At 40.7% G+C, this 22,104-nt stretch carries 23 protein-coding genes; 15 read left to right on the top strand and 8 right to left on the bottom strand.

The window, feature by feature from the left end; genetic code table 11:
• The first annotated feature begins 161 nt into the window (after window positions 1-161).
• The 3 genes from H6G08_RS35405 (at window position 162) to H6G08_RS35395 (ending at window position 2,346) form a co-directional block, all read left to right on the top strand.
• The gene (locus H6G08_RS35405; protein ID WP_096648268.1) at window positions 162-1,016 is read left to right on the top strand and encodes a hypothetical protein; all 855 of its coding nucleotides are present in this window, start codon (window positions 162-164) and stop codon (window positions 1,014-1,016) included.
• Window positions 1,017-1,207: 191 nt separating this feature from the next.
• Entirely contained in the window at window positions 1,208-1,996 is a 789-nt protein-coding gene (locus H6G08_RS35400) for a hypothetical protein (protein ID WP_313943705.1), read from the top strand.
• Between the two features lie 98 nt (window positions 1,997-2,094).
• Window positions 2,095-2,346, top strand: coding sequence for a hypothetical protein (locus tag H6G08_RS35395; RefSeq protein WP_190551762.1), 252 nt, complete (start codon window positions 2,095-2,097; stop codon window positions 2,344-2,346).
• A 54-nt stretch (window positions 2,347-2,400) separates the two neighbouring features.
• Here the strand turns inward: H6G08_RS35395 and H6G08_RS35390 are convergent, their stop codons facing one another.
• Genes H6G08_RS35390 through H6G08_RS35380 form a run of 3 tightly spaced genes read right to left on the bottom strand, consistent with a single transcriptional unit; the run spans window position 2,401 to window position 3,428 of the window.
• A complete protein-coding gene (locus H6G08_RS35390) occupies window positions 2,401-2,775 on the bottom strand; it encodes a hypothetical protein (RefSeq protein ID WP_190551760.1) in 375 nt (124 codons plus the stop codon).
• The gene (locus tag H6G08_RS35385; RefSeq protein ID WP_190551758.1) at window positions 2,772-3,128 is read right to left on the bottom strand and encodes a DUF5674 family protein; all 357 of its coding nucleotides are present in this window, start codon (window positions 3,126-3,128) and stop codon (window positions 2,772-2,774) included. The genes H6G08_RS35390 and H6G08_RS35385 overlap by 4 nt, the downstream gene beginning before the upstream one ends.
• Before the next feature lie 24 nt (window positions 3,129-3,152).
• Entirely contained in the window at window positions 3,153-3,428 is a 276-nt protein-coding gene (locus H6G08_RS35380) for a hypothetical protein (protein WP_190551757.1), read from the bottom strand.
• A gap of 293 nt (window positions 3,429-3,721) precedes the next feature.
• On the opposite strand from H6G08_RS35380, the gene H6G08_RS35375 reads away from it, so the two are divergent.
• The 9 genes from H6G08_RS35375 (at window position 3,722) to H6G08_RS35335 (ending at window position 13,611) form a co-directional block, all read left to right on the top strand.
• Window positions 3,722-3,931 carry a hypothetical protein gene (locus tag H6G08_RS35375; RefSeq protein WP_045873469.1) on the top strand — a complete coding sequence of 70 codons (210 nt, stop codon included), beginning with the start codon at window positions 3,722-3,724 and terminating at the stop codon, window positions 3,929-3,931.
• A gap of 82 nt (window positions 3,932-4,013) precedes the next feature.
• A complete protein-coding gene (locus H6G08_RS35370) occupies window positions 4,014-4,364 on the top strand; it encodes a hypothetical protein (RefSeq protein ID WP_190551755.1) in 351 nt (116 codons plus the stop codon).
• A gap of 3 nt (window positions 4,365-4,367) precedes the next feature.
• A complete protein-coding gene (locus H6G08_RS35365; RefSeq protein ID WP_190551753.1) occupies window positions 4,368-4,937 on the top strand; it encodes a hypothetical protein in 570 nt (189 codons plus the stop codon).
• A gap of 11 nt (window positions 4,938-4,948) precedes the next feature.
• A complete protein-coding gene (locus H6G08_RS35360; RefSeq protein WP_190551751.1) occupies window positions 4,949-5,224 on the top strand; it encodes a hypothetical protein in 276 nt (91 codons plus the stop codon).
• 465 nt (window positions 5,225-5,689) lie between these two features.
• Window positions 5,690-6,397, top strand: a complete 708-nt coding sequence (locus tag H6G08_RS35355; protein WP_096648450.1) for a hypothetical protein — start codon at window positions 5,690-5,692, stop codon at window positions 6,395-6,397.
• 18 nt (window positions 6,398-6,415) lie between these two features.
• Window positions 6,416-8,383 carry a nucleoside/nucleotide kinase family protein gene (locus tag H6G08_RS35350; protein WP_190551749.1) on the top strand — a complete coding sequence of 656 codons (1,968 nt, stop codon included), beginning with the start codon at window positions 6,416-6,418 and terminating at the stop codon, window positions 8,381-8,383.
• Window positions 8,384-9,192: 809 nt separating this feature from the next.
• On the top strand, window positions 9,193-12,789 hold the full coding sequence (locus H6G08_RS35345) for a WD40 domain-containing protein (RefSeq protein WP_190551747.1): 3,597 nt from the start codon (window positions 9,193-9,195) through the stop codon (window positions 12,787-12,789).
• A gap of 80 nt (window positions 12,790-12,869) precedes the next feature.
• Window positions 12,870-13,280 carry a XisH family protein gene (locus tag H6G08_RS35340; protein WP_190551764.1) on the top strand — a complete coding sequence of 137 codons (411 nt, stop codon included), beginning with the start codon at window positions 12,870-12,872 and terminating at the stop codon, window positions 13,278-13,280.
• Window positions 13,273-13,611: a XisI protein gene (locus tag H6G08_RS35335; protein ID WP_277877877.1), complete on the top strand. Its 339-nt coding sequence runs from the start codon at window positions 13,273-13,275 to the stop codon at window positions 13,609-13,611. Before H6G08_RS35340 ends, H6G08_RS35335 begins: the two co-directional genes overlap by 8 nt.
• Before the next feature lie 133 nt (window positions 13,612-13,744).
• On the opposite strand, the gene H6G08_RS35330 is transcribed toward H6G08_RS35335, so the two are convergent.
• From H6G08_RS35330 to H6G08_RS35320, 3 genes are read right to left on the bottom strand one after another with little or no spacing between them, the layout of a single operon-like run.
• A complete protein-coding gene (locus H6G08_RS35330; protein ID WP_190551745.1) occupies window positions 13,745-15,007 on the bottom strand; it encodes a PDDEXK-like family protein in 1,263 nt (420 codons plus the stop codon).
• A gap of 9 nt (window positions 15,008-15,016) precedes the next feature.
• Window positions 15,017-15,331: a HigA family addiction module antitoxin gene (locus H6G08_RS35325; RefSeq protein WP_190551743.1), complete on the bottom strand. Its 315-nt coding sequence runs from the start codon at window positions 15,329-15,331 to the stop codon at window positions 15,017-15,019.
• Window positions 15,332-15,345: 14 nt separating this feature from the next.
• Entirely contained in the window at window positions 15,346-15,660 is a 315-nt protein-coding gene (locus H6G08_RS35320) for a type II toxin-antitoxin system RelE/ParE family toxin (RefSeq protein ID WP_190551741.1), read from the bottom strand.
• Window positions 15,661-15,866: 206 nt separating this feature from the next.
• Here H6G08_RS35320 and H6G08_RS35315 point away from each other — a divergent pair, with 206 nt between their 5' ends.
• Both H6G08_RS35315 and H6G08_RS38775 read left to right on the top strand, forming a co-directional pair.
• Window positions 15,867-16,490 (top strand): Uma2 family endonuclease, encoded by a 624-nt coding sequence (locus H6G08_RS35315; RefSeq protein ID WP_190551739.1) that lies wholly within the window; start codon window positions 15,867-15,869, stop codon window positions 16,488-16,490.
• A gap of 179 nt (window positions 16,491-16,669) precedes the next feature.
• Window positions 16,670-16,849, top strand: a complete 180-nt coding sequence (locus H6G08_RS38775; protein WP_190551737.1) for a DUF4278 domain-containing protein — start codon at window positions 16,670-16,672, stop codon at window positions 16,847-16,849.
• A 45-nt stretch (window positions 16,850-16,894) separates the two neighbouring features.
• On the opposite strand, the gene H6G08_RS35305 is transcribed toward H6G08_RS38775, so the two are convergent.
• Window positions 16,895-20,593, bottom strand: a complete 3,699-nt coding sequence (locus tag H6G08_RS35305) for a WD40 domain-containing protein (RefSeq protein ID WP_313943693.1) — start codon at window positions 20,591-20,593, stop codon at window positions 16,895-16,897.
• A 352-nt stretch (window positions 20,594-20,945) separates the two neighbouring features.
• Here H6G08_RS35305 and H6G08_RS35300 point away from each other — a divergent pair, with 352 nt between their 5' ends.
• Window positions 20,946-21,842 carry a pyridoxamine 5'-phosphate oxidase family protein gene (locus H6G08_RS35300; RefSeq protein ID WP_190551733.1) on the top strand — a complete coding sequence of 299 codons (897 nt, stop codon included), beginning with the start codon at window positions 20,946-20,948 and terminating at the stop codon, window positions 21,840-21,842.
• Between the two features lie 17 nt (window positions 21,843-21,859).
• Here H6G08_RS35300 and H6G08_RS37265 read toward each other — a convergent pair.
• Window positions 21,860-22,104 (bottom strand): hypothetical protein (locus H6G08_RS37265; protein WP_206758304.1); only part of this gene is annotated, 245 nt, incomplete at its 5' end.

The raw sequence follows: 22,104 nt of genomic DNA, 5'->3' as shown, positions 1-22,104 counted from the left end.
GAGGATGCAGAAGGCGTAACACAATTTTTGTATCAGCAAGCCAAATCCTCTGTTAAAGAAGCTGCAAGACCTGTAATTCAAGAATCAATTCATCAAATGAATAAAGCTAGAATCCAAAAGCAGCCTACTAAAGCTCAAACTGAACTGGATGATTTTTAATTATGCCTGAAATAAAACTCGGATTAGGTAATCCACCACAGCCAATTTATCTGTATGTGAAGAAATTAGAGGTTGATGGGCGAATTTACGCTTGGTATAAATGCGAAATTGAACAAGACAAAAAAATTCCTGTGAGCCAAAGAGCATTAACAGGTTATGTTTTAGAGCTAAGACTGACAGATAAAGATTTCAAAGGAAAGGACAATTTAAAATTAGATATTGTTGTCCAAGCTGATGAAATTTATATCGTCCGCAGTGGCATTGAAACCAACTTTGCTAAATCATTCTTGTTAGCTGCATCTGTTGTGAAAGATTTTACTCAGCCTTTGATAATTGTTGCTACTCCTGGGGATGAAAACTCAGTTTTCTGCAATCTTTATGACGCTGTAACTAAAACCCGTATTCGTAGAGAATGGAATCCTAACGCTGATTGGGCAACAATTATTCGTGATGTTCAATCTCAGTTAACTCCAACTTCAGATTCAGTCGATTATGTTCAACCTGTACAACCACAATCAAATCCAAAGCAAACTACTGTAACATCTGCAATACATCCTCAAGATTTGCGAGTAAAACAAATTCGGACTTTACTTAATTACCCACTTGATTTAATCAAGGAATGGTTACATTTTCAAGATGTTAGTAGTCCCAGCGAGCTTCATCACAGTAAAGTTGATGAGCTTGTAAAAACAATGTGCATTGCTTGGGCATCAGATAAGTTTGACCACCCCAATCATGCTGGTAATTCCTATCATAAATACATAGTTAATGCTGTAGTTGATGGCTTGGATGAACTGCAAGCCATCAAAGCATGGATGCAGCAAGTTCAACAGCAGACTGTTACACAGATTGTATAAACAATTTCTTCAAAAAGACACATTTGGATAGGCAAATACTATTCATCTGGCACCAAAATTTGAGCACCTAAAATGCAAAACATCTCCGATTTAAAATATGACTAGAAAACCTTATGATCAATTTTCAAAGCAATTTTTAGAGGAGTTACTTTCTCCTTTAGGAAAGGTGGAAGTCAATAAAGAAATAACCGATGAAATTCGCTCCTGTAGATATTTTGTTTTCTGCCTCATCAACACCCCAAGCTAATCAACAGTCATTGGGTTTACTTGGCAGAATAGCTGTAGGAACTTCTCTGCTAGAACCATTTCGCAATCAACCAACGAAGACAGAAGTACGCAACTGTCTTCTGAAGGTCTTTACAGTCATGGCAGACTCACAACGAAAAGCCAAGCGAGAGGATGCGAGCTTACCAGAGGATAATCTTGCACGATTATGGATTTTAGCACCATCAGCTTCAGAAAGTTTGCTTAACAGTTTTGGCGCTAAACTGGAGCTAGAAAACTGGACAACTGGAGTTTACTTTCTAGCTAATTCATTGAGAACAGCGATAGTCGCGATTAACCAGCTACCAGTAACCAGTGAAACATTGTGGTTAAGGCTCTTAGGTAAAGGAGAAACTCAACGCCAAGCTGTCAGTGAATTACTAGCACTACCCGATAACAACGTAGTACGACAAAACACTCTTAAACTAATTACCAATTGGCGAATTATTTCAATTCAACAGCCGGAAAATCTCACACAAGATGACCAGGAGTTAATCATGAATTTGTCACAAGCATATCAAGAATGGGAAGAAACTACAAAGCAAAAAGGGCAACGTGAAGTTGTAGAGAATTTACTGAGAGTCAGGTTTGGTAATTTAGATGAAGAGCTATCAAGAGTAGTTGATAGGTTGTTACAGTTACCACCAGAAGAATTTACGCCTCTATGCATTCAATTAAGCCGTGAAGAATTGTTGACAAGATTCGCTGCAACTTGAGAGCGATCCGAAGACATATTAGTAGCAACTTACCACAATCTATCAATCACCAAGCGCTTTGTTATTAACAGAGCGCTTCTTTATATCGGATAGAAATCATGAATGAACAAACTCTAGATAAAGCACTGTACTTAGACAGCCGAACCAGAGAATCTGTGCATGAAGAATTAGAGAAAATCTTCAATTTACTGGTAGATTTTCAAGAGCATAACCCACGAGTTTATCAATTCTTATGTGATAACAAAAGGGATTTGAGTTTGGCAGATGCAATACAGGCACTTGCACAAACTTTGGAAGTTTTAAAACTAGATCAAGACACATTTGAGCGATGTAATGCATTATCTGGGTAAGGCGATGGGTTGTCTTGAGCGGTTTGTTGAGGTCAAGCTAGACAAACCCAAAAACTAGGCACTCACTGATTCTGGCTTTGTATCAGCTATTTCCAAAACCCGATGCAACCAGTTTTGGGTCTTTTTCTGTGCGACCCGCTTTTGTTCAGCATCAGACCACATCTCGTCCCAATGGAATAACCAATTACTCATTAAACGCGCTAAGTCAACTAACTCACTTGCCCTGTCAATGTCATCGGCTTTCACCATGTCAGGTACAGTCCACTCGATAAAGTACCGACCTTCTTTTACCAGATTTAGCATCAAATCCTTCGATGACTCCCCAGCCCATAAAGAATGAATTTGCGATAAGTGATTTGCCAAGTGATGCAGGCGAGTGGAAACATCATCTTGGATAAAAATTTGCTGTTGTGGTGTCATTTCAATCATAAGTTTCCCAAGAACTCAATAATGATTTGAGCAACTCTTTCTCTAATATTAGAGTCTAAAATTTCCATTGAGCGATTTTGGCGAGGACGTAGATTAACCATAGATTCGCATATAATCCTCCCAGTCACTGGCATGAAACTAGCAGCCCAAATATCCTGCTGTCTACTACCATCATCCAACAGCACTTGTTCACAATCAACGTGTAGCTCACCGCCGCCAACTAATACTCTACGCTCAATATCTACTGCTGTTTTAATGTAGAACTTGTGCTGTTCTAACATTTGTTCAAGTTGTTCACTTGTAGCGCGTTCGTCGAAGACGTTGGCGCAGCCATCGCGTAACAACAGAATCATTCTCTTGAACACCCCTGTATGTTATCAAAGCTCATAGTCAGAGCGCTCGCTTTCTTGTAGCCAGCTTAAAATAGTTAGCGCTAACTCCCAGGATTTGTTTCTATCCCAATGAGGCAGATGATTAAGGATGCGTCCAGTAATTAATTCTGGGCTTTCTAAATCTCCACTGCGAGCCGCAACCGCATCTTTAATCAATCTTCCCAGTGTAGCAGCTTGATTCCCCTGGTAATCAGGTTGTCTTTTAATTTCGTCAATTATCCAGTCGGGAACTGTGATAGTTTTATATCCTGGCTTTGGCATACATAGCAGAGAAATAGTTTTCTGATAGTACGGCAAATTACGTCATAGTTGCAAATTTTATACGGTATGGTACGGTAAAATAAGAAAATCATCCCACAAAGCTTCACCGAATTTTAGATTTTGGATTGTTGGCTTAGCCTCTGTGTCAGGAGAATATTCAAAGTTTAAAATCGCGCATTGGTCTATTAGCGCAGCATTGCCGAAGGCTAGCAAGCGAATTTATTCGGGAATCAATCTAACATCCGGGCATCCAAAATCCAAAATTGATTCACAAATAGTAGGAGCAATTGTCTATGGTAACTATTAGTATTAATCCCATACATCCTAAAGATTTTAAAAAGATTCATAAGTTTTCGATTTACCAAATGAGCAAATTATCGGGTTATTCAGTTGAAACATTAAAAAACTGGTTAGCTGATGAAAATAGTTCCAGATTTGTGGAACCTAAGCCATATGTACTGAACCACTTCGGAGCTATACATAAAATATTAGCTTTAGCTTAGTGTTGGAGAAACACAAAGATGTTACACAAACACTACCCGCAATATTGCGGGTTTTTTATGATTAAGATCAGCACTTCCGGAAATGAATCGGAAGTTCATCGGAAGTCAATCGGAAGTTAAAGGAGGGAAAGTATTGCAACTGAAAGGTTCTTGCTCCGTTGAAGAAGTTCTCACAAGACAACAGGCAGCTCTGAGATTGAAACCACAAATTAGCGAAAGGCAGTTAAGAACATATCTAGATTTAGCTTCTTTATATCTCCCAAGTTTTGCTGAATTCAGAGATGAAGAGAATGGTGGATTAAATCGCCATGTCAAATTGACTAATTGGCATCTACCAGTTCTGCAACAAATTAGAACTTGTGTTTTACTTAAGGGTTTAATCAAAACCGCAGTTGAGTTAAAACAACACCCAGAAAAATTTACAGGAGTTTAGATAATGACTATCAAAGAATATGCAGAATCTATTGGTATAAAGCCGGGTAAGTTAGTTGACGAATTCCGCAAAAACTTCCCAGGCCAAACTTGGACAATTAATTCTCAACTCCCCGAAGAATTTCTGGCGGCTCATTCAAAAATAAAACAAGACCAACAGCCGGACTCGCAACAATTCAATGGCATGGGAGAAGCCACAATTACAAAGGCTGACGAGGCAATTCAGCAGGCTTCGTACAAGCTAACAGCGGCAGATAAACAGACGATATCAGGAGCGATCGCTGTTCAAAACGAACAATCCAAAATCTTGGGTGCCTCTACTGGGGTAACAGGCGCATTGTTGTTCATGGAATCCTTGATTGCAGCCAAAGGGACTGTGCTAGACGCTTTTGCAGAGCAATCGATGCTCGAAGTTGACAATCAGATAGCGGAGATTGATCAGAGCTTAATTAACCTAGCCGAAGAAGCCTCAACAAGATTGGGGGAGTCCATCCGAAAAAAGCAACAACTCAAACAGCGACTGAACCTTTTGAGAGAACGAGTCAGTTCGATGGGAACGCAGATTCGCTTCTAGAAGCGTACAAAGTGGTCGCTCAATTACTACAACTTCAAACTGAAACTGTCGCTACTGTTGCTCAAATACAACTACTGCAAGAAATCTTGAAATCCCAAAGGAATTTGACAGTTATGGATATTCTCAGTACCAGTTTATTTGCCACTTCAGTTTTCGGTGCTTTGGGTGGAAGTGGTTATTTAGTAGGAAGTGCTATCGCTACTGGTGTAGTTTCTGCTGGATTGCTCCCAGCGTTAGGAATATTTGTTGGCGCAGGTTTTGCAATTTTGGGGCGTGTTTCAAAATGAGCCAAAAACTCGCACAAGCATTGCAGAAATTAGCCACCAGCCCAGTCAAACCAATTCGCAATTAATACTGTCTGTTTTTTTGTTCATAGTTGAAATTAAAAGCTTGTAAAAACAATGAATCAATTGAAACTTTTGTTCACAATTGCGAATTGCGAACTGCGAATTGCGAATTGTTCGTCTGCTATGACTTTAGGCTTTACTGCTGGTATATCGGTGAAATTGATCGGGGAGAAATCGTGAGTACTAGTGCTAATAAATACCTTGGACAAGCAATACTCGGTTTTATAGGAATCGCCTTAAGGGACTTCCAGAGAATAAAATATACAACTTATAAGAATGATAATCATTCTGGTGGGGAAGCTCTTGAGGCTGGGGTAGCAAGAGAGTTATTGTTCAATTACTCTTTTCTCCCCCAGCTTTCCCTCGCGACAATTCTGGGTTACTCGAGCAGGAGGAATTAAGAACATGGATACTCAGAAAAATTCATCTTCTGAGCAAGCAACCGAAAAGCAGACCCAAAAGAGGAAGGGAGTTTCTGATTACATAGAAATCTTAGCTGGATGGATTGTTGATATTATTTCCATCCCTGTATCTTTCGTTTCCCATATCCTCGCACAGTTCGTTACCCCTGGTTCTGGCGGTACAAAAATCATCGGCGCACTGGGCTTTTTCATCGGTTCGTTACTCAGTACTGATGGCATTTGGCAGACGATGTTTGCTGGAACTCCTCTCTTTCCCTGGTTTGAGCAAAATTGGATTGGGTGGATTGGTTGGCTAACACTGCCTTTCAACCCATTATTCTGGTTATCTTTTGGCATATCTGCATTAGTTCAGGTAATGGAAGCTCGAACGTTAAGAGGTAAACGTCCAGAAGAAGCGAAAACCGAGTTTGAATATTCCAAGCAGTTTACATTAGGCGGTAAACCTAGTGGCACCATTGATCTAACACAGGCATTATGGCGGGATTACAAGGTTGCAGGGATGAAAGAACGACACACAGGTGGTGCAGTTGCTTTGTTCTTTTGGATTTTCGACCTGACAACCACTTTTGTTGGACGGAACCCTTTCGCTTTCACCAACCCCAGCACTATCCTTGCCTGCCTTGTCTACAACTTAGGCTCAATGATGGCTGGCGAAATCGGCTACACCATTTGGAAATTAACCAAGAGTTAGCAACTGAGTGAAGAAGCTATGGATTTTCTCAATTATCAACCAGACCCTGCATCTCATCAAAACCAGACTCATCAGAGCAGCCAAGTACCATCTTTAACTACGCTAGAAACTGCCCGGCTCAGAGAAGATTATCCTTCAATAGAACACCTGGAAGCGGGAAATGTTGCGGCTTGGTTAGTTGAACGTACCGATCAGCTATTAGTCAGAGCCAAAGATGAGCGAGCCGGGATGAATCTCTCGAAACTCATCACTCTTGCTGGTGGGGCAATTGGAGCAGTCTGTTATGCTACCAGTCCTCTGGCACCCATCGGTGCGTTAATTGCCAGTGCTGGGTATGTTTGGGCGGTTGCAACTGACATGAATGCTTCCCATCAGTTTGCACCCATACCCTTTATTAGAGGTAACTTCTTTGAGTTTTTATCAGCGATGGGTGATAGTCAAGCCAGAGAAGAATGGTTCTCAAATCAAAACGAATTTGTTGACTTGATGCATCACTTGGAACCGCTTGAGCGTTATGAATTTGCCATGCTCAGGCAACACACCCATACCTTAACTGAGTTTATTAATATTGTGGAACCGGGAAAACGCTTTTACGCTTATCGGTATCTGCTTGATTGCTTTGTCAATTTTCGTGGTGTCTTCCCTACGTTTGACCAACTCAATCAACATCTTGCCAAAGTTTCAGTTGACCCCAGAGTGAATTATCACCATGTTCAAGCAATTCAACAAATACGTCCACCACAATTAGAAGCACCTCAAATTAACTTACCGCCTCCGCCTATTGCTCACTTACCTTTAGCCGCACCGACAACTGATTTACCACTTGGTATTCCTTCATCCAATTCCTCAACTCCTATACCAATTGATGAAACTAACACGCACATTGATGAATACAGTCCCCAAATACCGCAAACACTTGATGTGATTGAGAAGATGTCACAACGAATTTCTAACCATTTAATCATAGGTATTCCTGGGGCTGGCAAAGGTTTGCTTGTCAGTAATGCTTTGCGGCGAATTAAACAATTGCACCCGCAAACTACCATTTTCTACATTGACCCCAAAAACGACCCAAAAGAAACTGGTTACTTCTCTGGCTGTGTAGATGTCCTCAAACGAGCTTCTACTCCATCGATGACTCCTGTTGAAATTGTCAGTTGGTTTCAAAATTGCATAAGAGAATTTGATGCTCTAAAGGGTGACAAGTTATTAGCTTTTGATGAAGGGACACAGATTGGCAGTCAGTTCAAGATTGCTAAACAACTCGATTGGCTCAAGGGCAAATTGACCAGTTATACTTCCTGCGGTGACTCTGCAGGAATTAGAGTTTGGATTTTAGCCCAGAATCCTCACACTGAAGATTTGGGTATTAGCGGTGGATTGCGCTCGCAGTTTACTCCCCTGGCGATTGTCTCTGGTGTGAATATTGCCGCTTACAGTGCCATGATTTCTACTGGCTTTATCCCCAGTAGCCAGAAAATCAGTGATGCCAAACTTCAGGAATTCATTGATGCATCGCCTGTAAACCGAGCGGTTTATCATGGTGGTCTCAATCGTTGGTTTGCAATGCCCAAGCTAGAAAATCATTCTGGCTATGACCGTGATTCCAGAACTTTTATTGAAGGATTCCAACCACCCTCACCAGGAGAATTCATCAGTTCTGATATCGACACTATCAAGATATTGGATTCGAGTTTTTATGCTGATGAAGGCGAAACGGATTCCTTACCTAGCGAAACGGCGAAACATTCATCCGAAACGCCGAAAGGACGCTCCATCAATAGTTTCAGTTCACAACAGCAGCGTTTCACTCGTTTCACCTTACTCCGAAATGAGGCAATAGCGGAGATTTTGCGCTTGCGAAACGAAATGAATCTCAACCAAACCCACATCATCAGAATTCTTTGGGATGCAAGACCTGGCGAGAATGAGGCTTATCGAAACGCCGTTTCGGAATATAAACAACTGATGGCAGATGTTGAATAGTACTTTTTCTCTTCGTTGGCAAATTTTCGACGTTTTATCTTAATCCCCACTGAAAAGATTTAAATTCAGCGAGGGTTTATTTTACCTAAGAGGTGTATTGAAGTAATTTTGCCTGGTTTTGCAGTTTTCATAAAACTTGATATTAGCCAGACGTAATTAATCTGTGGTTAAATTATTTCTTTGTCAGGTCTATGTTTTGGGCGTTAAAGTTCCGGTTGAGTTCCGGAAGTAAATCGGAACTCAGCTAACCATATGCATTCTGTAGCAACAAGACGGTTGAGGAAAATTTTCCATAAGCGTTAACAGTTTTCAACCAAATTTCGTTTTATTCTAGTGTGGAGAAAGATGATTACTAAAGCTACACCACAGATTAGGCATATGGCAATCCGCTCTTGTATTGCGTGATTTTGCTGACTTAAGTGTAAATTTGTAACATCTCAGCAAAGCCATACTCAGGATGATTGTAGAATGAGAGCCTGCTGCATAGCTGTATGAGTTACTGTAAGTGAACTGTTCACAGTATCACTGGATGTAACAACTCTCAGGTTATGAATAGCTAAACCTTAGCTGAGAAATTTAAGAGAATTTGCATTCATATTTTGCACCACTTTCTCATCAATAATTTAGATTACACAATTACTCTTGTTTTTATAATTGATGCAAAACCCAAAGCTGCGATTTTTTCAAGTTAAGTTGAAAAAATCCTTAACTTTTCTACATCGACACAGAAGGCTAGGAGCTCTATAAGTATGACAGTCAACTTTATGATGCAATGCATCAATTGAGAATTTTCAGGTAGAGGATTACCCGTGCAAAAGCTTACTTCATCCTATGAATATCAAGTTGGCGGTCGCCTCAGAGTTGATGCACCCAGCTATGTAGTACGAAAAGCTGACGAAGAACTCTACAACGCTTTAAAGGCAGGTGAGTTTTGTTACGTTCTCAATTGTCGGCAAATGGGTAAATCTAGCTTGCGGGTACAGGTGGCTAAACGACTACAAGAGGATGGTATTGCTTGCACAACGGTTGACCTGTCGGGAATTGGCAATAGCAACATCACCGCCGACCAGTGGTATGCAGACATTATCATGCGGCTGGTGCGGAGTTTTCGGTTGACTACGCAAATTAATGTGCGTGATTGGTTAGCGCAAAGACAAGACCTTTCTCCAGTGGGTCGTTTGGGTGAATTACTGCAATCTGTCCTACCAGAATTTATTCATCAGTCGATTGTGATTTTTTTCGATGAAATCGACAGCACAATCAGCTTACCATTTAATACAGATGATTTTTTTGCTCTGATTCGTTCTTGCCACGAACACAAACGCTTCACTTTTGCACTATTGGGGGTAGCTACCCCGTCAGATTTAATTAGTGATAAAACACGCACACCTTTTAATATTGGTAGAGCAATTGAGTTAAATGGGTTTAATATTGCAGAAGTTCAACCATTAGAAATAGGGTTAGTGAATACAGTCGAAAATACCCAAGCAGCACTGAAGGAAATACTGGTTTGGACAGGAGGTCAACCGTTTTTAACTCAAAAACTCTGTCAATTAGTTGCACAGCATTGGCGTGAAGGAATAGAAGAAAAAGGGAAGCTTTCGGCTATAGAATCTCCTTTCCTCAAGAAACTAATGCAGGAGATATTGATTCCTAGTGAGGCTATAGCTGATCAAGTTTCTGCAATAGTGCGATCGCATATCATAGATAACTGGGCTTCCCTGGATGAACCACCTCATTTAAGAACCATCCGTGACAGATTACTCAATAACGAACAACGTGCCAGTAGATTATTAGGACTATATCTACAAATATTACAAAATGGTGGTGTACCCGCTGATGATTCGCCAGAAAAAATTGAATTACTGCTATCGGGATTAGTTGTTAAAAAACAAGGTAGCTTACAAGTTTACAATCGCATCTATCAAGAAGTTTTTCATATTGAGTGGGTAGAAAAGCAATTAAAGAAATTGCGCCCCTACGCCGATTTAATTAATGCTTGGGTGAAATCAAATTATCAGGATGAAACCAACCTGCTACGAGGACAAGCCCTCAAAGATGCTCAAGCTTGGGCGAAAGGCAAAAGTTTGAGTAACATGGATTATCGCTTTTTAGCCGCTAGCGAGGAACTAGAAAAACGCGAAGTACAAAGTGCGTTAATTGCATCTCAACAAGCAAACCAAATCCTTCTCAACGCCGAACAGCAAGCGAAACAAACAATTCGCCGGGGAATGATGGGATTATCGGTGCTGTCTGTTGTCGCTGTAACTCTCTTGGGAATTTCAGGTTTACTTACATGGCAAACCGCACAACAAAAGCGACAAGTAAGCTTAGGCGAGATTAAAGCCTTAACTCTCTCATCAGAAACAGCTTTTGAGTCTCATAACACCTTTGACGCTTTACTCGAAAGTCTTAAAGCTGGTATCAAGTTAAACCAGATGGGTTGGGAAAATGCAGATACAGATTTAAAGGTGCAAGTAGAAAAGACCTTACGCCAATCTCTCTACTGGGTACGGGAACGTAACCGTTTAGTAGGTCATGGGGATGTAGTTACACGAGTTAAATTTAGCCCCGATGGACAAAAGTTAGCTAGCGCCAGTTGGGATAAAACAGTAAAAATTTGGCAACGTGATGGTAAATTATTGCATACTCTGCGCGGTCATACGGATGCAGTATGGAGTGTGAATTTTAGTCCCGACGGTAAAATGTTAGTTAGTGCCAGTCGAGATAAAACCGTGAAAGTATGGCGTGTTGAGGATGGTAAAGAAATTGTCACCTTAAATAATCTAGATTGGGTAGCCTGTGTCGGATTTAGCCCCGATAGCAAAACAGTGGCATCAATGGAATGGAATGGCACAATGAGACTCTGGAACATACAAGGACAGGAGTTAAAATCTTTCCCTACCCATAAAGCCCCAGTCGTCGCCATTCATTTCAGCCCCAAAGGACAAATGATTGCTACCGCCAGCCGGGATGGTACAGCAAAGGTTTGGAGTTGGGATGGCAAAGAATTGTTGAGCTTGGGAGGGCATGACAATTGGGTAATGTATGTTAATTTCAGCCGCGATGGTAAAAACCTGGTAACAACGAGTCGAGACAAGACTGCAAAAATTTGGGATTTAAACGGTAAAGAATTGGCGACGCTGCGCGGTCATGATAATACTGTTGCGAGTGCAGTATTCAGCCGAGATGGTCAAACTATCGCCACAGCTAGCTGGGATAAAAGCATCCGACTTTGGAATCGCAAAGGTGAGGAATTACAAGTTTTGCGAGGACATACTGATGCTGTTTGGGGCGTGAATTTAAGTAAAGATGGAAAACTTATAGCTAGTAGTGGCGAAGATGGAACTGTGAGATTGTGGAATATGGATAATGAGGAAGCCGGAAAATTCCAATCCCTTAGTTTTAATCTTGGTGAAGCTGCTGAGGGAAATGTTAATTTTAGTCATGATGGTAAAATTCTGGGTACAACTGGTCGTTACACAATGGCAAAACTCTGGAATCGTCAAGGGCAGGGATTAGTCACACTTAACGGTCATAGCGATACCCTCAGAAGTTTACAATTCAGCCCTGATGGTCAAATTATCGCTACCGCCAGTCGAGATAAAACCATCAAACTATGGAATTTATTCGGAAAAGAAATAGCGACTTTGCGCGGACATCAAGCAGATGTGAGAAGCGCAACTTTCAGCCCCGACGGTAAAACCATTGCTAGTGCTAGTTGGGATACAACAGTTAAACTGTGGAATTTGGATGGTAGAGAAATCATGACTTTGCGCGGACATCAAGCTGGTGTCAGAAGTGTAAGTTTCAGTCCTGATAGTCAAATTATCGCTACCGCAGGTGAAGATGGAACTGCTAAACTCTGGAATCGTCAGGGTCAAGAACTAGTTACCCTCATAGGACATCAAGCGGGAATACAGGCTGTAATTTTCAGTTCTGATAGTCAGGTTATCGCTACCGCCAGTAAAGATAAAACCGTGAAACTCTGGAATCGAGACGGTAAAGAACTATTGACTTTGCGGGGACACAGGGGTGAGGTGAATGCTGTAAGTTTTAGCCCAAATGGAGAGACAATTGCGACAGCTAGCGAAGATATGACAGTCAAGCTGTGGAACCGTAAGGGAGAAGTGCTGCAAACCCTTGCAGGACTCGATACTGGGGTTAAAAGCATCAGTTTTAGCCCAGATGGTCAGGTTTTGGCTTCTTCAGACTCTCTTGGTAAAGTCACTCTCTGGAATTTAGATTTTGATTCCAGTCCTGAGAAATTGTTGGCGCAGGCTTGTAAATGCGTCAGAGATTATTTACAGAATAGTGCAAATGTTAAGGAGAATGAAAGGGGTTTGTGCGATAGGCTAAGTTTTAAGCTGGGCGATCGCATTGGTATAGTAAAAGTATCTCAGTAAATAGGTGTTGGATCGTAGAAAAGTGCTGAAAATGCAGCGACACGATATCTTAGAAGTGGGAAATACTATAATGAATGCCCATGTCTGCTAGAGATGTCTTTCATGAGGTTGTAAAAATTGCTTTACAAAAGGACGGTTGGCAGATAACTCATGACCCACTTTTGTTTAACGTGGGTGGGGTAAAAATGTCAATTGATTTACCAGCAGAAAAACTGATTGCAGCAGAAAGAGACAATGAAAAAATTGCTGTTGAAGTCAAGAGTTTTCTAGAGAAATCTTCTGCTATTTCAGAATTCCACACAGCGTTGGGACAATTTATCAATTATAGAGGTGCATTAAGGCGACGAGTTCCAGAGCGGATGTTATATTTAGCAGTACCTTTGACGACTTATAAAACATTTTTTCAACTTGATTTTCCCAAGGATATGGTAGAAGAAAATCGAGTCAAAATGATTGTTTATGATGTTGAAAACGAGGTGATTATTGAATAAAAAAATAGTACGATATCGCCAGATTATACAACAGATGCTTTCAGAGTATGGTAAACAAAAACCTGCTTACGGAAATATTGAAGTTGAGACAATTTTTGACACTGAACGAGACCATTACCAAATTGTTTATCTTGGTTGGGAAGGTCAAGACTGGGTACACAGTTGTATCATACACATCGATATTAAAGGTGGTAAAATTTGGCTGCAATGGAATGGTACGGAGGATGATATTGCAGCTGATTTGGTGAATGCTGGAGTTCCAAAGGAAGATATTGTTTTAGGATTTCAGTCACCATTTATGCGGCAGTTTACCGAATATGCTGTGGGTTAAAGTAGAAATGCCAGCATAATGGGCTGTAATGAAGTCTCGTAGACATCGCATTTCCAAAAGCTCTCCTTAATTTAGCAGAGGGAGCGATCGCTCATGCAGATTACAAAATCTGCGATCGCCTCATAACAACTTACTAAACAGGAGACATACTATTTCTAGCAATAGGATGAAGTCGTTTTGTTAAAGCTTCTAATTCACCATCTTCAAGAAGCAATTCAATAACTTCACGACCTTGAGCAATAAATCTTTCAACTTGATCGTCAAAGGTTATAGTACCTCGGAATACCTCAGCTAGAGGTTTTCTTAGATGAAGAGGATGCCAAGGATTTTGTTTTCCTGCTTCCAATCTGTGATCGTGAAAATCCCATGTCCCAGAATTAGCTTTCAATCTTGAGCGTAATTGATTATATTCATCAGAATTAAAAAAATCTCTTTCAAATTTCTTCCACTTTTCGATATGAAAAGCTAAAATTAGACAAAAATCTGGGACTAGATGATAATTTGAAGGTTTCACTTTACAATCGGAACCATCTAAAATAGTACCAATCAATATCCCAGGAAACCAACTATCTACAATATTTAACACTAATCGCCCGTACTTGTCTTCATATTTGACTGGATTAGACAAAATAGGCGCATCTTGTTTAAATCCAATTCTTTCTAATACCCACCGCCAATCGGCTTCAGCAGCGCGTAATGTTATGCTTTTTAGATTAGGTATTAATGATTGAGCAGGTAAATAAGAAACTATACTTTCATAAGAAACTGGTGCTGCTGGGCCTAAATTCTCCTCAGCAAGCATATCTATAAAATCACGAACTAGGCTATCATCGGATTTGGTTTCTAGCCAACGTTTTAAGAATTTATATATATCACTCCAAGTTAGAGCCAAATCAGGCTGTTGTTCATGTTGGCTAGTTAATCCGGTAATCAGAATTAATTTATATCCTTGTGACCATTTCAAGTTGGCTTTTGCATATTCACGATATTTATCTAATTGGCCATCACTTAATTTTGACCATATCTTGTGTTCAAATATCAAGGCAAATTGTCCAAAATCTGCCACCATATCTATTTTTCCACCAGGAAAGGTATGTTGGGTTTTCCACTGTGGCATTATATGAGTTAAAGGAATAAGCTCTGGTAATTTTGGACTAAGATAATTTATAAAATCACGCGCTAACACCTCTTTATTTCTCAGAAGCCAAGCAAAACCTTCAGTAATAAAATTCTCAATTGGATCGAGTTCTTGGCTTTTGGGATATTTACGCAATGCGCTAAACAAGCTATCTGACACCCCTCTATCCTCCATAGCTTTAAAGGTGTCTAGCATAACATAGAGGCTAAGTAATGTCGCTAGGTGATCGCACTCCACCACTAATTGATGGCCTCTCATTACCCAACTTCAAGCCGTTGCTTCAGAACTTTTAAACTGCGCAATAGTTTTTAATTCCGCTTCTTCTTCCTTCAGAACATGGTAAAGTTCCCAATTCTGTTGAAGGTTTAACCAGAACTCTGAACTATTCCCGAAAAATTTTGCTAACCGTAATGCTGTACTAGGCGTAATACCCCGCTTTTGATTTACAACCTCATTAATTCGCTGATAAGGAACATGAATTGCATCTGCAAGTTCTCTTTGTGATATTTCCAATGGTTCTAGAAAATCTTTGAGTAATATCTCACCGGGATGTGAGGGGGGTCTATTTTTTGGAACTCTCATCTCTTGGTAATCTCCTAATGATAGTCTACTATCTCAACTTCTGAGGGGCCTTGAGGTGTCCATGTGAAACAAATCCGATATTGGTCATTAATACGAATACTATGCTGACCTTTGCGTAGGCGTAGCCCGTCGTAGACATCGCCTTTTAAAGCTTCTAACCTATTACCTGGAGGAACTTTCATATCATCCAATGAGAATGCTGCATTGAGTTGATCTAATTTTCTCTGTGCAACTTCCCAACAGTTTATAGGACATCGTTTTCGGGCTTCCTTTGAGTCATTACCATCAAAAATGTCTTCAGTTGCTTTATCTTTAAACGATACTATCATAGCTAGCACGATGACACGGTTATCATGCTATCAGAAAATCATCTGTAAATTTTCCGCGATCGCACTACACTCACCAATTGCGTAAGCTAAAGGCTTTGGCGGAGCGATCGCCTTACATATACCCTACAACCTGATAATTATGGTAGATAAAGCTGTACATCTTGGTAGCATTGAGTCAAGTACCTGTCAGCAATGGAGCGAGTGCGATGTACGCAAGCGTCACACAACCACTGACTTTTGAAGAGTTTCTTGCCTGGGATGATGGTTCAGGCAGAGAGTTTGAGTTATTGGATGGGATTCCTGTGCCATTATCAGAACCAAATGCCAATCACGAAGATTTAATCCAGAGGCTGTGTGCCTACCTTGAAAATTACTCTCAAGAAAATAACCTGCCGTATGTGTCGCGCCAGTCTAAGCAGGTTAGGCTCAAAATAGCACCACCAGAAAAAGAAAAAAGCCGAAAAGCTGATATTGTCATATTTGCTAGGGAAGAATGGCAACGGATGAAAACTCTCTCTAGTTCTGCGGCTGCATATATTCCACCACCGGGAATCATTGAGGTTGTTAGTAACAATTGGAAGGACGACTATCTAACAAAACTTGCTGAATATGAGGATTTAGGCGTTTTAGAGTACATCATTGTGGACTATGCCGCTTTTGGTGGTATTCGCTTCATTGGCTCTCCTAAGCAGCCAACTATTACAATTTACCAACTTGAAGACGGTGAGTATTTACCCCCAAAGGTGTTTCAAGGAAATAATCGAATTGATTCAAGATTGTTTCCCAACATTCCCTTAACGGCTGAACAGATTTTTGCAATGAGTAGCTGATTGGCAAAGAAGGAATTTACTATTGGTAGCTTGATCCAAACCTTGTTGAAGAACTAAAAGTTAGTGAAAAGTTAAGTCTGCTTTGGCTCAAAAACTGCATAACTTTTATATATCGACTTAAATTAAGGTAAATCTTACTGTGATAACAGTAAACGCTAGTCATTCACAGAGATTAACTTATGTTACTGTCTTATCGTGGTTTTTTTTACGAGGCAATCAGCACCAAATTACCTAAGCAGCAAGATTTTACAACTGCAAAGTATCGTGGTGTTAGTTACAAGGTTGTCAAACCTATAACGATTCCAAATCAATACAAATCTCAGCTTAAATATCGCGGTGTTACCTATATTCAAGGTTAGAAAAGCTGTGGCTTTTAAATATTCCAGAAAAAACTTCCTAAACTTTTAAACTACAGCACCCAAAGATTGCAGCGTTAAAATCGTCGCATCGGTTAACCCTTTCACGCCACTAATATTCATCCCCTCATAAAGTCTTTTCGCCCGCAAAATCCTGATACAGTCGCCCGTTTTCACATTCCAAATCCTCACAGTTTGGTCTTGAGAACCACTGGCTACGACTTCCCCATCTGGACTAAAAGCTACGGAAGATACTAAATGTGTATGTCCAACGCAGACATGGCGACATTCTCCTGTGTTGATGTCCCAAATTCTTACAGTTTGGTCATGGGATGCACTAGCAAGGGTTTTTCCATCTGGGCTAAGTGCAACGGCAAATACCCAGTTTGTATGCCCAGTCAGTGTTTTGAAGCATTTACCCGTCTGCCAATCCCATAGTTTCACCGTTTGGTCAGTGCTGCAAGTAGCGATGATTTCTCCATCTGGACTAAAGATGGCTGAATATACGCGGCTGTTGTGTCCTTGTAATGTGCTGATGCAACTACCTGTGCTGTAATCCCATAATTTTACCGATTGGTCAGCACTGGCAGTAGCTAATATTTGCCCGTCTGGACTCCAAGCAATTCCTATTATTTTATCGGTATGTTCGCTCAAGGTTTTGAGACATTGACCTGTGCTAATATCCCATAGTTTGGCTGTACAATCGGCGCTACCAGTGGCAAGAATTTTACTCTGGGGATGAAAAGCCACAGTATATAGCCAATCTGTATGTCCCAGTAAAATTTGGAAACATTGACCTGTACTAATATTCCACAGTCTCACTGAAGAATCTGTACTTGCACTTGCCAAAATTTCTCCATCTGGACTAAAGGCAATTCCATAAATAAAATCTGTATGCCCTTCTAAGCTTCTAATGCAATTGCCAGTTTGCCAATCCCACAGCTTAACTGTTTTGTCATTACTACCACTGGCTAAAATTCGCCCATCAGAATTAAAAGCTACAGGTAATGCCCAATCTGTATTGCCGTACCAAGTTTTTAAACATTGACCAGTAAAACAATCCCACAATCTAACGCTTTGGTCTAAACTGACACATACGATTGTGTGACCATCTGGGCTAAAGGCGACGGCACAAACTTCATTGGTATGTCCATGTAGAGTTTTGATGCAAGTATGGGTTTGACAATCCCAAATTTTGACAGTGCGATCGCCACTACCACTGACTAAAATTTTACTATCAGGACTATAGGCAATGGAGTAGACGCTGTTAGTGTGTCCGGTGTAATTTTTCAGGCATTCACCTGTATGATAATTCCAAATTTTAATCGTGCGATCGCCACTTGCACTAGCTAGAGTTTGCTCATCTGCTCCAAACGCCACCGAACGTACCCACCCTGTATGTGCTTGCAAAGTTCTCAAGCATTTACCTTGACGCACATCCCAAAGTTTAATTGTGTGGTCAGCACCGCTACTTGCTAAGGTTTGCCCATCTGGACTGAAAGCAACGCAACGTACCCAATCTGTATGTTCTGTCAGCGTTTGCAAGCAAGTACCATCGTGGATATTCCAAAGTTTGATAGTTTTGTCACCACTGGCGCTGGCTAATAACTCACCTTCTGGATGAAATGCTACAGAAAATACTTCATGCTCATGCCCAGTTAAAGTTTTTATACAAACCCCATCTCGGATATTCCAGAGTTTAACATTCTGGTCAGCACCGCAACTCGCTAATATTTCCCCATCCGGGCTAAACACCACAAAGCGTACCCAGTTGATGTGACCTTGGCAAATGAGTAATAATTTCCCTGTTTTCACCTCCCACACGCGGACATGACAATCAGTGTCGCAGGTAGCTAAAAGTTGACCATCTGGACTAAAAGCAGCCGATAAAATATTACCTAAAGTTTCCGTAAAAACACAGCGCGATAAATCTGAGTCAGCAAAGTTAACATCATGCAAGTTTACGCCCTGAAGATAAGCTTGCCATACAGTTAAACCCGAAAAATCATATCCACTGAGGTCAATTTGTGCTTGATGTAGCAAATTTAGAGCATTTCCGCCAGCATAGCCCGTTACTTGCGGCGATTTTCCTCGCAGGGTGGAAAGGATATGAGGCAGACAATTAGCTATGTTTTCTAAGCTACCAAGTTCTGTAATTAATCTATCGATAATCGGCTGAAGAATCAGACTAATTTGCGTCTCCCGCACATAATCTTTAGCTTGCGCCTTGATTAGTGCATGACTACAAAACATGGGAAAGGGGGAAAGGCGAAGGGGGAAGGGGTCTAATTCTTCCCTTTTCCCTACAATCTCTGCACAAACTTGCTCAATTAACTGATTGCTGACATACTCCATCACTACAGGTTGCTGAGTAAAGCCACCAGCATTTTTTTCAATTACAGAACGCCTTTGCAGTGAACTCAACGACTCTAATAATTCACGAGGTGGGACATAAGCTACAAAATCTGCTTGTAACTGGGCTAAAGAAATAGGTTCGCGGTTAATGGCTAACCAATACATAATCTCCCGTTCCAATGCTGTCAGACGATGAAACTGTTGGTCAAGCAGGTCACGAATATCATCAAAAATAAATGTACCTTGCTGAGAAATTTCGAGGAATTGGGAAATATTACCGTCAAAAAAGTCGCGGATAGAAGAGGCTACAATTTTGAGAGCCAGAGGATTACCCCCGTAGCGGGAAATTAAAACTTGCCATTGGTCTTGTGAAGCAGTGAATTTACCTTTAACGTTAAATAATTCGCGCCCATCTGTTTCTAGTAAACCTGTAAGTTGTAGAGAACGCACGGGCAAACTATCCCCTTCATACTTGGCGAGTCCTTGGGGTTTTTCCCGCGAAGTGAGAATTAAACAACTTTGGTGAGAAGTTTCAGCCACACATTGCAGAAGTTGGCTGTAACCTTCACATCCAGGACGATAACGACCAGTGCGATCGCCTGCTTGTAAAATTGATTCAGCGTTATCCAGAATCATCAGACAGCGCGACGAACGTAAATATTTCAGTAACAGCGAAATTCTCTGCTGTAACTCACTTGGTAAATTTGTTTGTTGCTGTTCAGAAAAAAATTGAATCAATTGAGCCAAAATATCTTCCACTGGTGGCGCGTTGCGGAGACTACGCCAAATGATGTACTGAGGAGACTGGGCAGATAAAATTCCTCCTTGTCTCCCTTGTCCCCCTTGTCCCCTTGTCTCCCTTGTCCCCTTGTCCTCGCTACTGCCTATAATTTCCTGCGCCAGCTTTACAGAAAGCGTCGTTTTACCAATCCCACCCATTCCCAGCAGTGTCACTAAGCGGCAATTTTCCTGCGTCACCCATCGCTTAACAGTTTCCAGTTCTTCACTCCGACCGTAAAAAATCGATACATCCGGTGCTTCACCCCAATCTTGGGAAGGATGAAGTGTCAAGGATGAAGTCTGAAAATTATTCACTTCATCCTTGATGCTTTTGCCTTCATCCTTAATCTCAACTACTTCTTGCCAATTCAGCCCAAGCACCTGACAATAGGCTTTAAACGCCTCAGCATTAATCGCCTGCTTTCCAGCTAAGAAACGTTTCCAGGTTCCTTCTGATATCCCAACAGCAAGAACGCATTTTTCTTTCCAAGAGACACCTAAAACTTCACTGGCTAACTCTATCCATCTAAAATCGTCAACAGACCAACCCTTTTCACTTCTAGCTTGTTTAATTCTTGCGAGTCCTTGTTGAGAAGCTTTGAGAGTAGCCACAATTTTAAGTGCGTCCTGCGATACCTCTTCATAGATATATTTGCAGAACGACAACGCTTCTTGCAATACCATAAAATTATGCGATCGCCAAGATCAGTTATGGCGATCGCAATCAACCCAAAACTGATCTTGGAAAGTTTGGGTTATATGACGAATATTTAATAAATGTATAGAAGTTACACGGTGTAATTTCTCTACAGATACAGAAAAATCAGATGTGGACTAAAACTAGCTAGCGCAGGGGAAATACCTGATTAAGCTATATCACGTTGAACTTTACCTTAATTGCCACAAAGTATGATTGATGATTTCGCTACCCTATCTTTCTTAATAGGAATTACGAATTAATACGATGTCTTTCCATTCGGGAGAAATTAAAGTCCAAACACAAGCAGGTGTCAGAGAAGAAGCGCAACTTCTATGTCATATTATTAGTAGCACCATCAAGCCATCTGCTCATGAATTTCTCAGTACACAGCAAATAGTAGTTGCTAGTACAGTGGATACAAACGGCAGAGTTTGGACATCTTTATTAACAGAACAGCCTGGTTTTATAAAAGTATTAAACCCGCAAACTATACAGATTGATGCTATTCCTATACAAACCGATCCCTTACACCAAAACCTGCAAAGTAACAATGATATTGGTCTATTAGTAATTGATTTAGCAAAACGCAGGCGTTTGCGTTTAAATGGCAAAGCAAAGGTACATCAAGAGAATATCAAAGTAGAAATTCAACAGGCATTTTTTAACTGTCCTAAATATATCCAGGTACGTCACATAGAAAAAGCTGTGACTGATTCACTAGAAAATCCTCAAGCTTCTATCAATGATGCTTTAAATAAGACAAATCAACTTTGGATAACCCAAGCCGACACATTTTTCATCGCCAGTTATCATCCTGAAAGCGGGGCTGATGCTTCCCACCGAGGAGGGTTTCCTGGGTTTGTGCAAGTTGTAAATAGTAATCAGCTTGTATTTCCCGATTACTCTGGTAATAATATGTTCCAGACCTTCGGTAACTTGAGTGTGAACCCCAATGCAGGTTTATTGTTTATTGATTTTGTACAAGGTCACATATTGCAATTAACTGGGAAAGCAAAAATAATTTGGGACGCAGAAAGATTAGGCGAGTTTGCAGGGGCACAACGTTTAGTAGAGTTTGATATTGAGCAGGTTTTGGAAAGTAAAAATGCTTTTTCTCTGCGTTGGCGCTTTGGAGAATATTCTCCTTTTAACCCTGGATAAGAGGTAATTCTTTATTTTCAGCTATCTCGCTTTCGCTGACGCTGGCCTCGTACCTTAATATTTTCCAGCAAACTGGGTAAGGGACTTCCAGAGAATAAAATATACAACTTATAAGAATGATAATCATTCTGGTGGGGAAGGAAGAGGTTGCCAACGGCAACCTCTTCCTTCCCTTTTTGTAGTAAATTCAATGATGATTCGATTTTTGAATGTACATAGGTGTCAATGGAATTAACAGATTCATTGAAAAACTTGTTGAAGG

The sequence above is a fragment of the Calothrix anomala FACHB-343 genome (assembly GCF_014696435.1).
GTDB classification, from domain to species: Bacteria; Cyanobacteriota; Cyanobacteriia; order Cyanobacteriales; family Nostocaceae; genus Aulosira; species Aulosira anomala_A.
This window is presented reverse-complemented; position numbering and strand designations above follow the sequence as displayed.

What these genes read in the sequence shown, in the direction of transcription:
- H6G08_RS35315 (WP_190551739.1), top strand. Translation starts at nt 15,867, where the DNA reads ATGTACGCAAGCGTCACACAACCACTGACTTTTGAAGAGTTTCTTGCC.
- H6G08_RS35380 (WP_190551757.1), bottom strand. Translation starts at nt 3,428, where the DNA reads ATGCCAAAGCCAGGATATAAAACTATCACAGTTCCCGACTGGATAATT.
- H6G08_RS35375 (WP_045873469.1), top strand. Translation starts at nt 3,722, where the DNA reads ATGGTAACTATTAGTATTAATCCCATACATCCTAAAGATTTTAAAAAG.
- H6G08_RS35355 (WP_096648450.1), top strand. Translation starts at nt 5,690, where the DNA reads ATGGATACTCAGAAAAATTCATCTTCTGAGCAAGCAACCGAAAAGCAG.
- H6G08_RS35370 (WP_190551755.1), top strand. Translation starts at nt 4,014, where the DNA reads ATGAATCGGAAGTTCATCGGAAGTCAATCGGAAGTTAAAGGAGGGAAA.
- H6G08_RS35405 (WP_096648268.1), top strand. Translation starts at nt 162, where the DNA reads ATGCCTGAAATAAAACTCGGATTAGGTAATCCACCACAGCCAATTTAT.
- H6G08_RS35320 (WP_190551741.1), bottom strand. Translation starts at nt 15,660, where the DNA reads ATGATAGTATCGTTTAAAGATAAAGCAACTGAAGACATTTTTGATGGT.
- H6G08_RS35350 (WP_190551749.1), top strand. Translation starts at nt 6,416, where the DNA reads ATGGATTTTCTCAATTATCAACCAGACCCTGCATCTCATCAAAACCAG.
- H6G08_RS35400 (WP_313943705.1), top strand. Translation starts at nt 1,208, where the DNA reads ATGAAATTCGCTCCTGTAGATATTTTGTTTTCTGCCTCATCAACACCC.
- H6G08_RS35325 (WP_190551743.1), bottom strand. Translation starts at nt 15,331, where the DNA reads ATGAGAGTTCCAAAAAATAGACCCCCCTCACATCCCGGTGAGATATTA.
- H6G08_RS35300 (WP_190551733.1), top strand. Translation starts at nt 20,946, where the DNA reads ATGTCTTTCCATTCGGGAGAAATTAAAGTCCAAACACAAGCAGGTGTC.
- H6G08_RS35365 (WP_190551753.1), top strand. Translation starts at nt 4,368, where the DNA reads ATGACTATCAAAGAATATGCAGAATCTATTGGTATAAAGCCGGGTAAG.
- H6G08_RS35390 (WP_190551760.1), bottom strand. Translation starts at nt 2,775, where the DNA reads ATGATTGAAATGACACCACAACAGCAAATTTTTATCCAAGATGATGTT.
- H6G08_RS35340 (WP_190551764.1), top strand. Translation starts at nt 12,870, where the DNA reads ATGTCTGCTAGAGATGTCTTTCATGAGGTTGTAAAAATTGCTTTACAA.
- H6G08_RS35330 (WP_190551745.1), bottom strand. Translation starts at nt 15,007, where the DNA reads ATGAGAGGCCATCAATTAGTGGTGGAGTGCGATCACCTAGCGACATTA.
- H6G08_RS35385 (WP_190551758.1), bottom strand. Translation starts at nt 3,128, where the DNA reads ATGATTCTGTTGTTACGCGATGGCTGCGCCAACGTCTTCGACGAACGC.
- H6G08_RS38775 (WP_190551737.1), top strand. Translation starts at nt 16,670, where the DNA reads ATGTTACTGTCTTATCGTGGTTTTTTTTACGAGGCAATCAGCACCAAA.
- H6G08_RS35395 (WP_190551762.1), top strand. Translation starts at nt 2,095, where the DNA reads ATGAATGAACAAACTCTAGATAAAGCACTGTACTTAGACAGCCGAACC.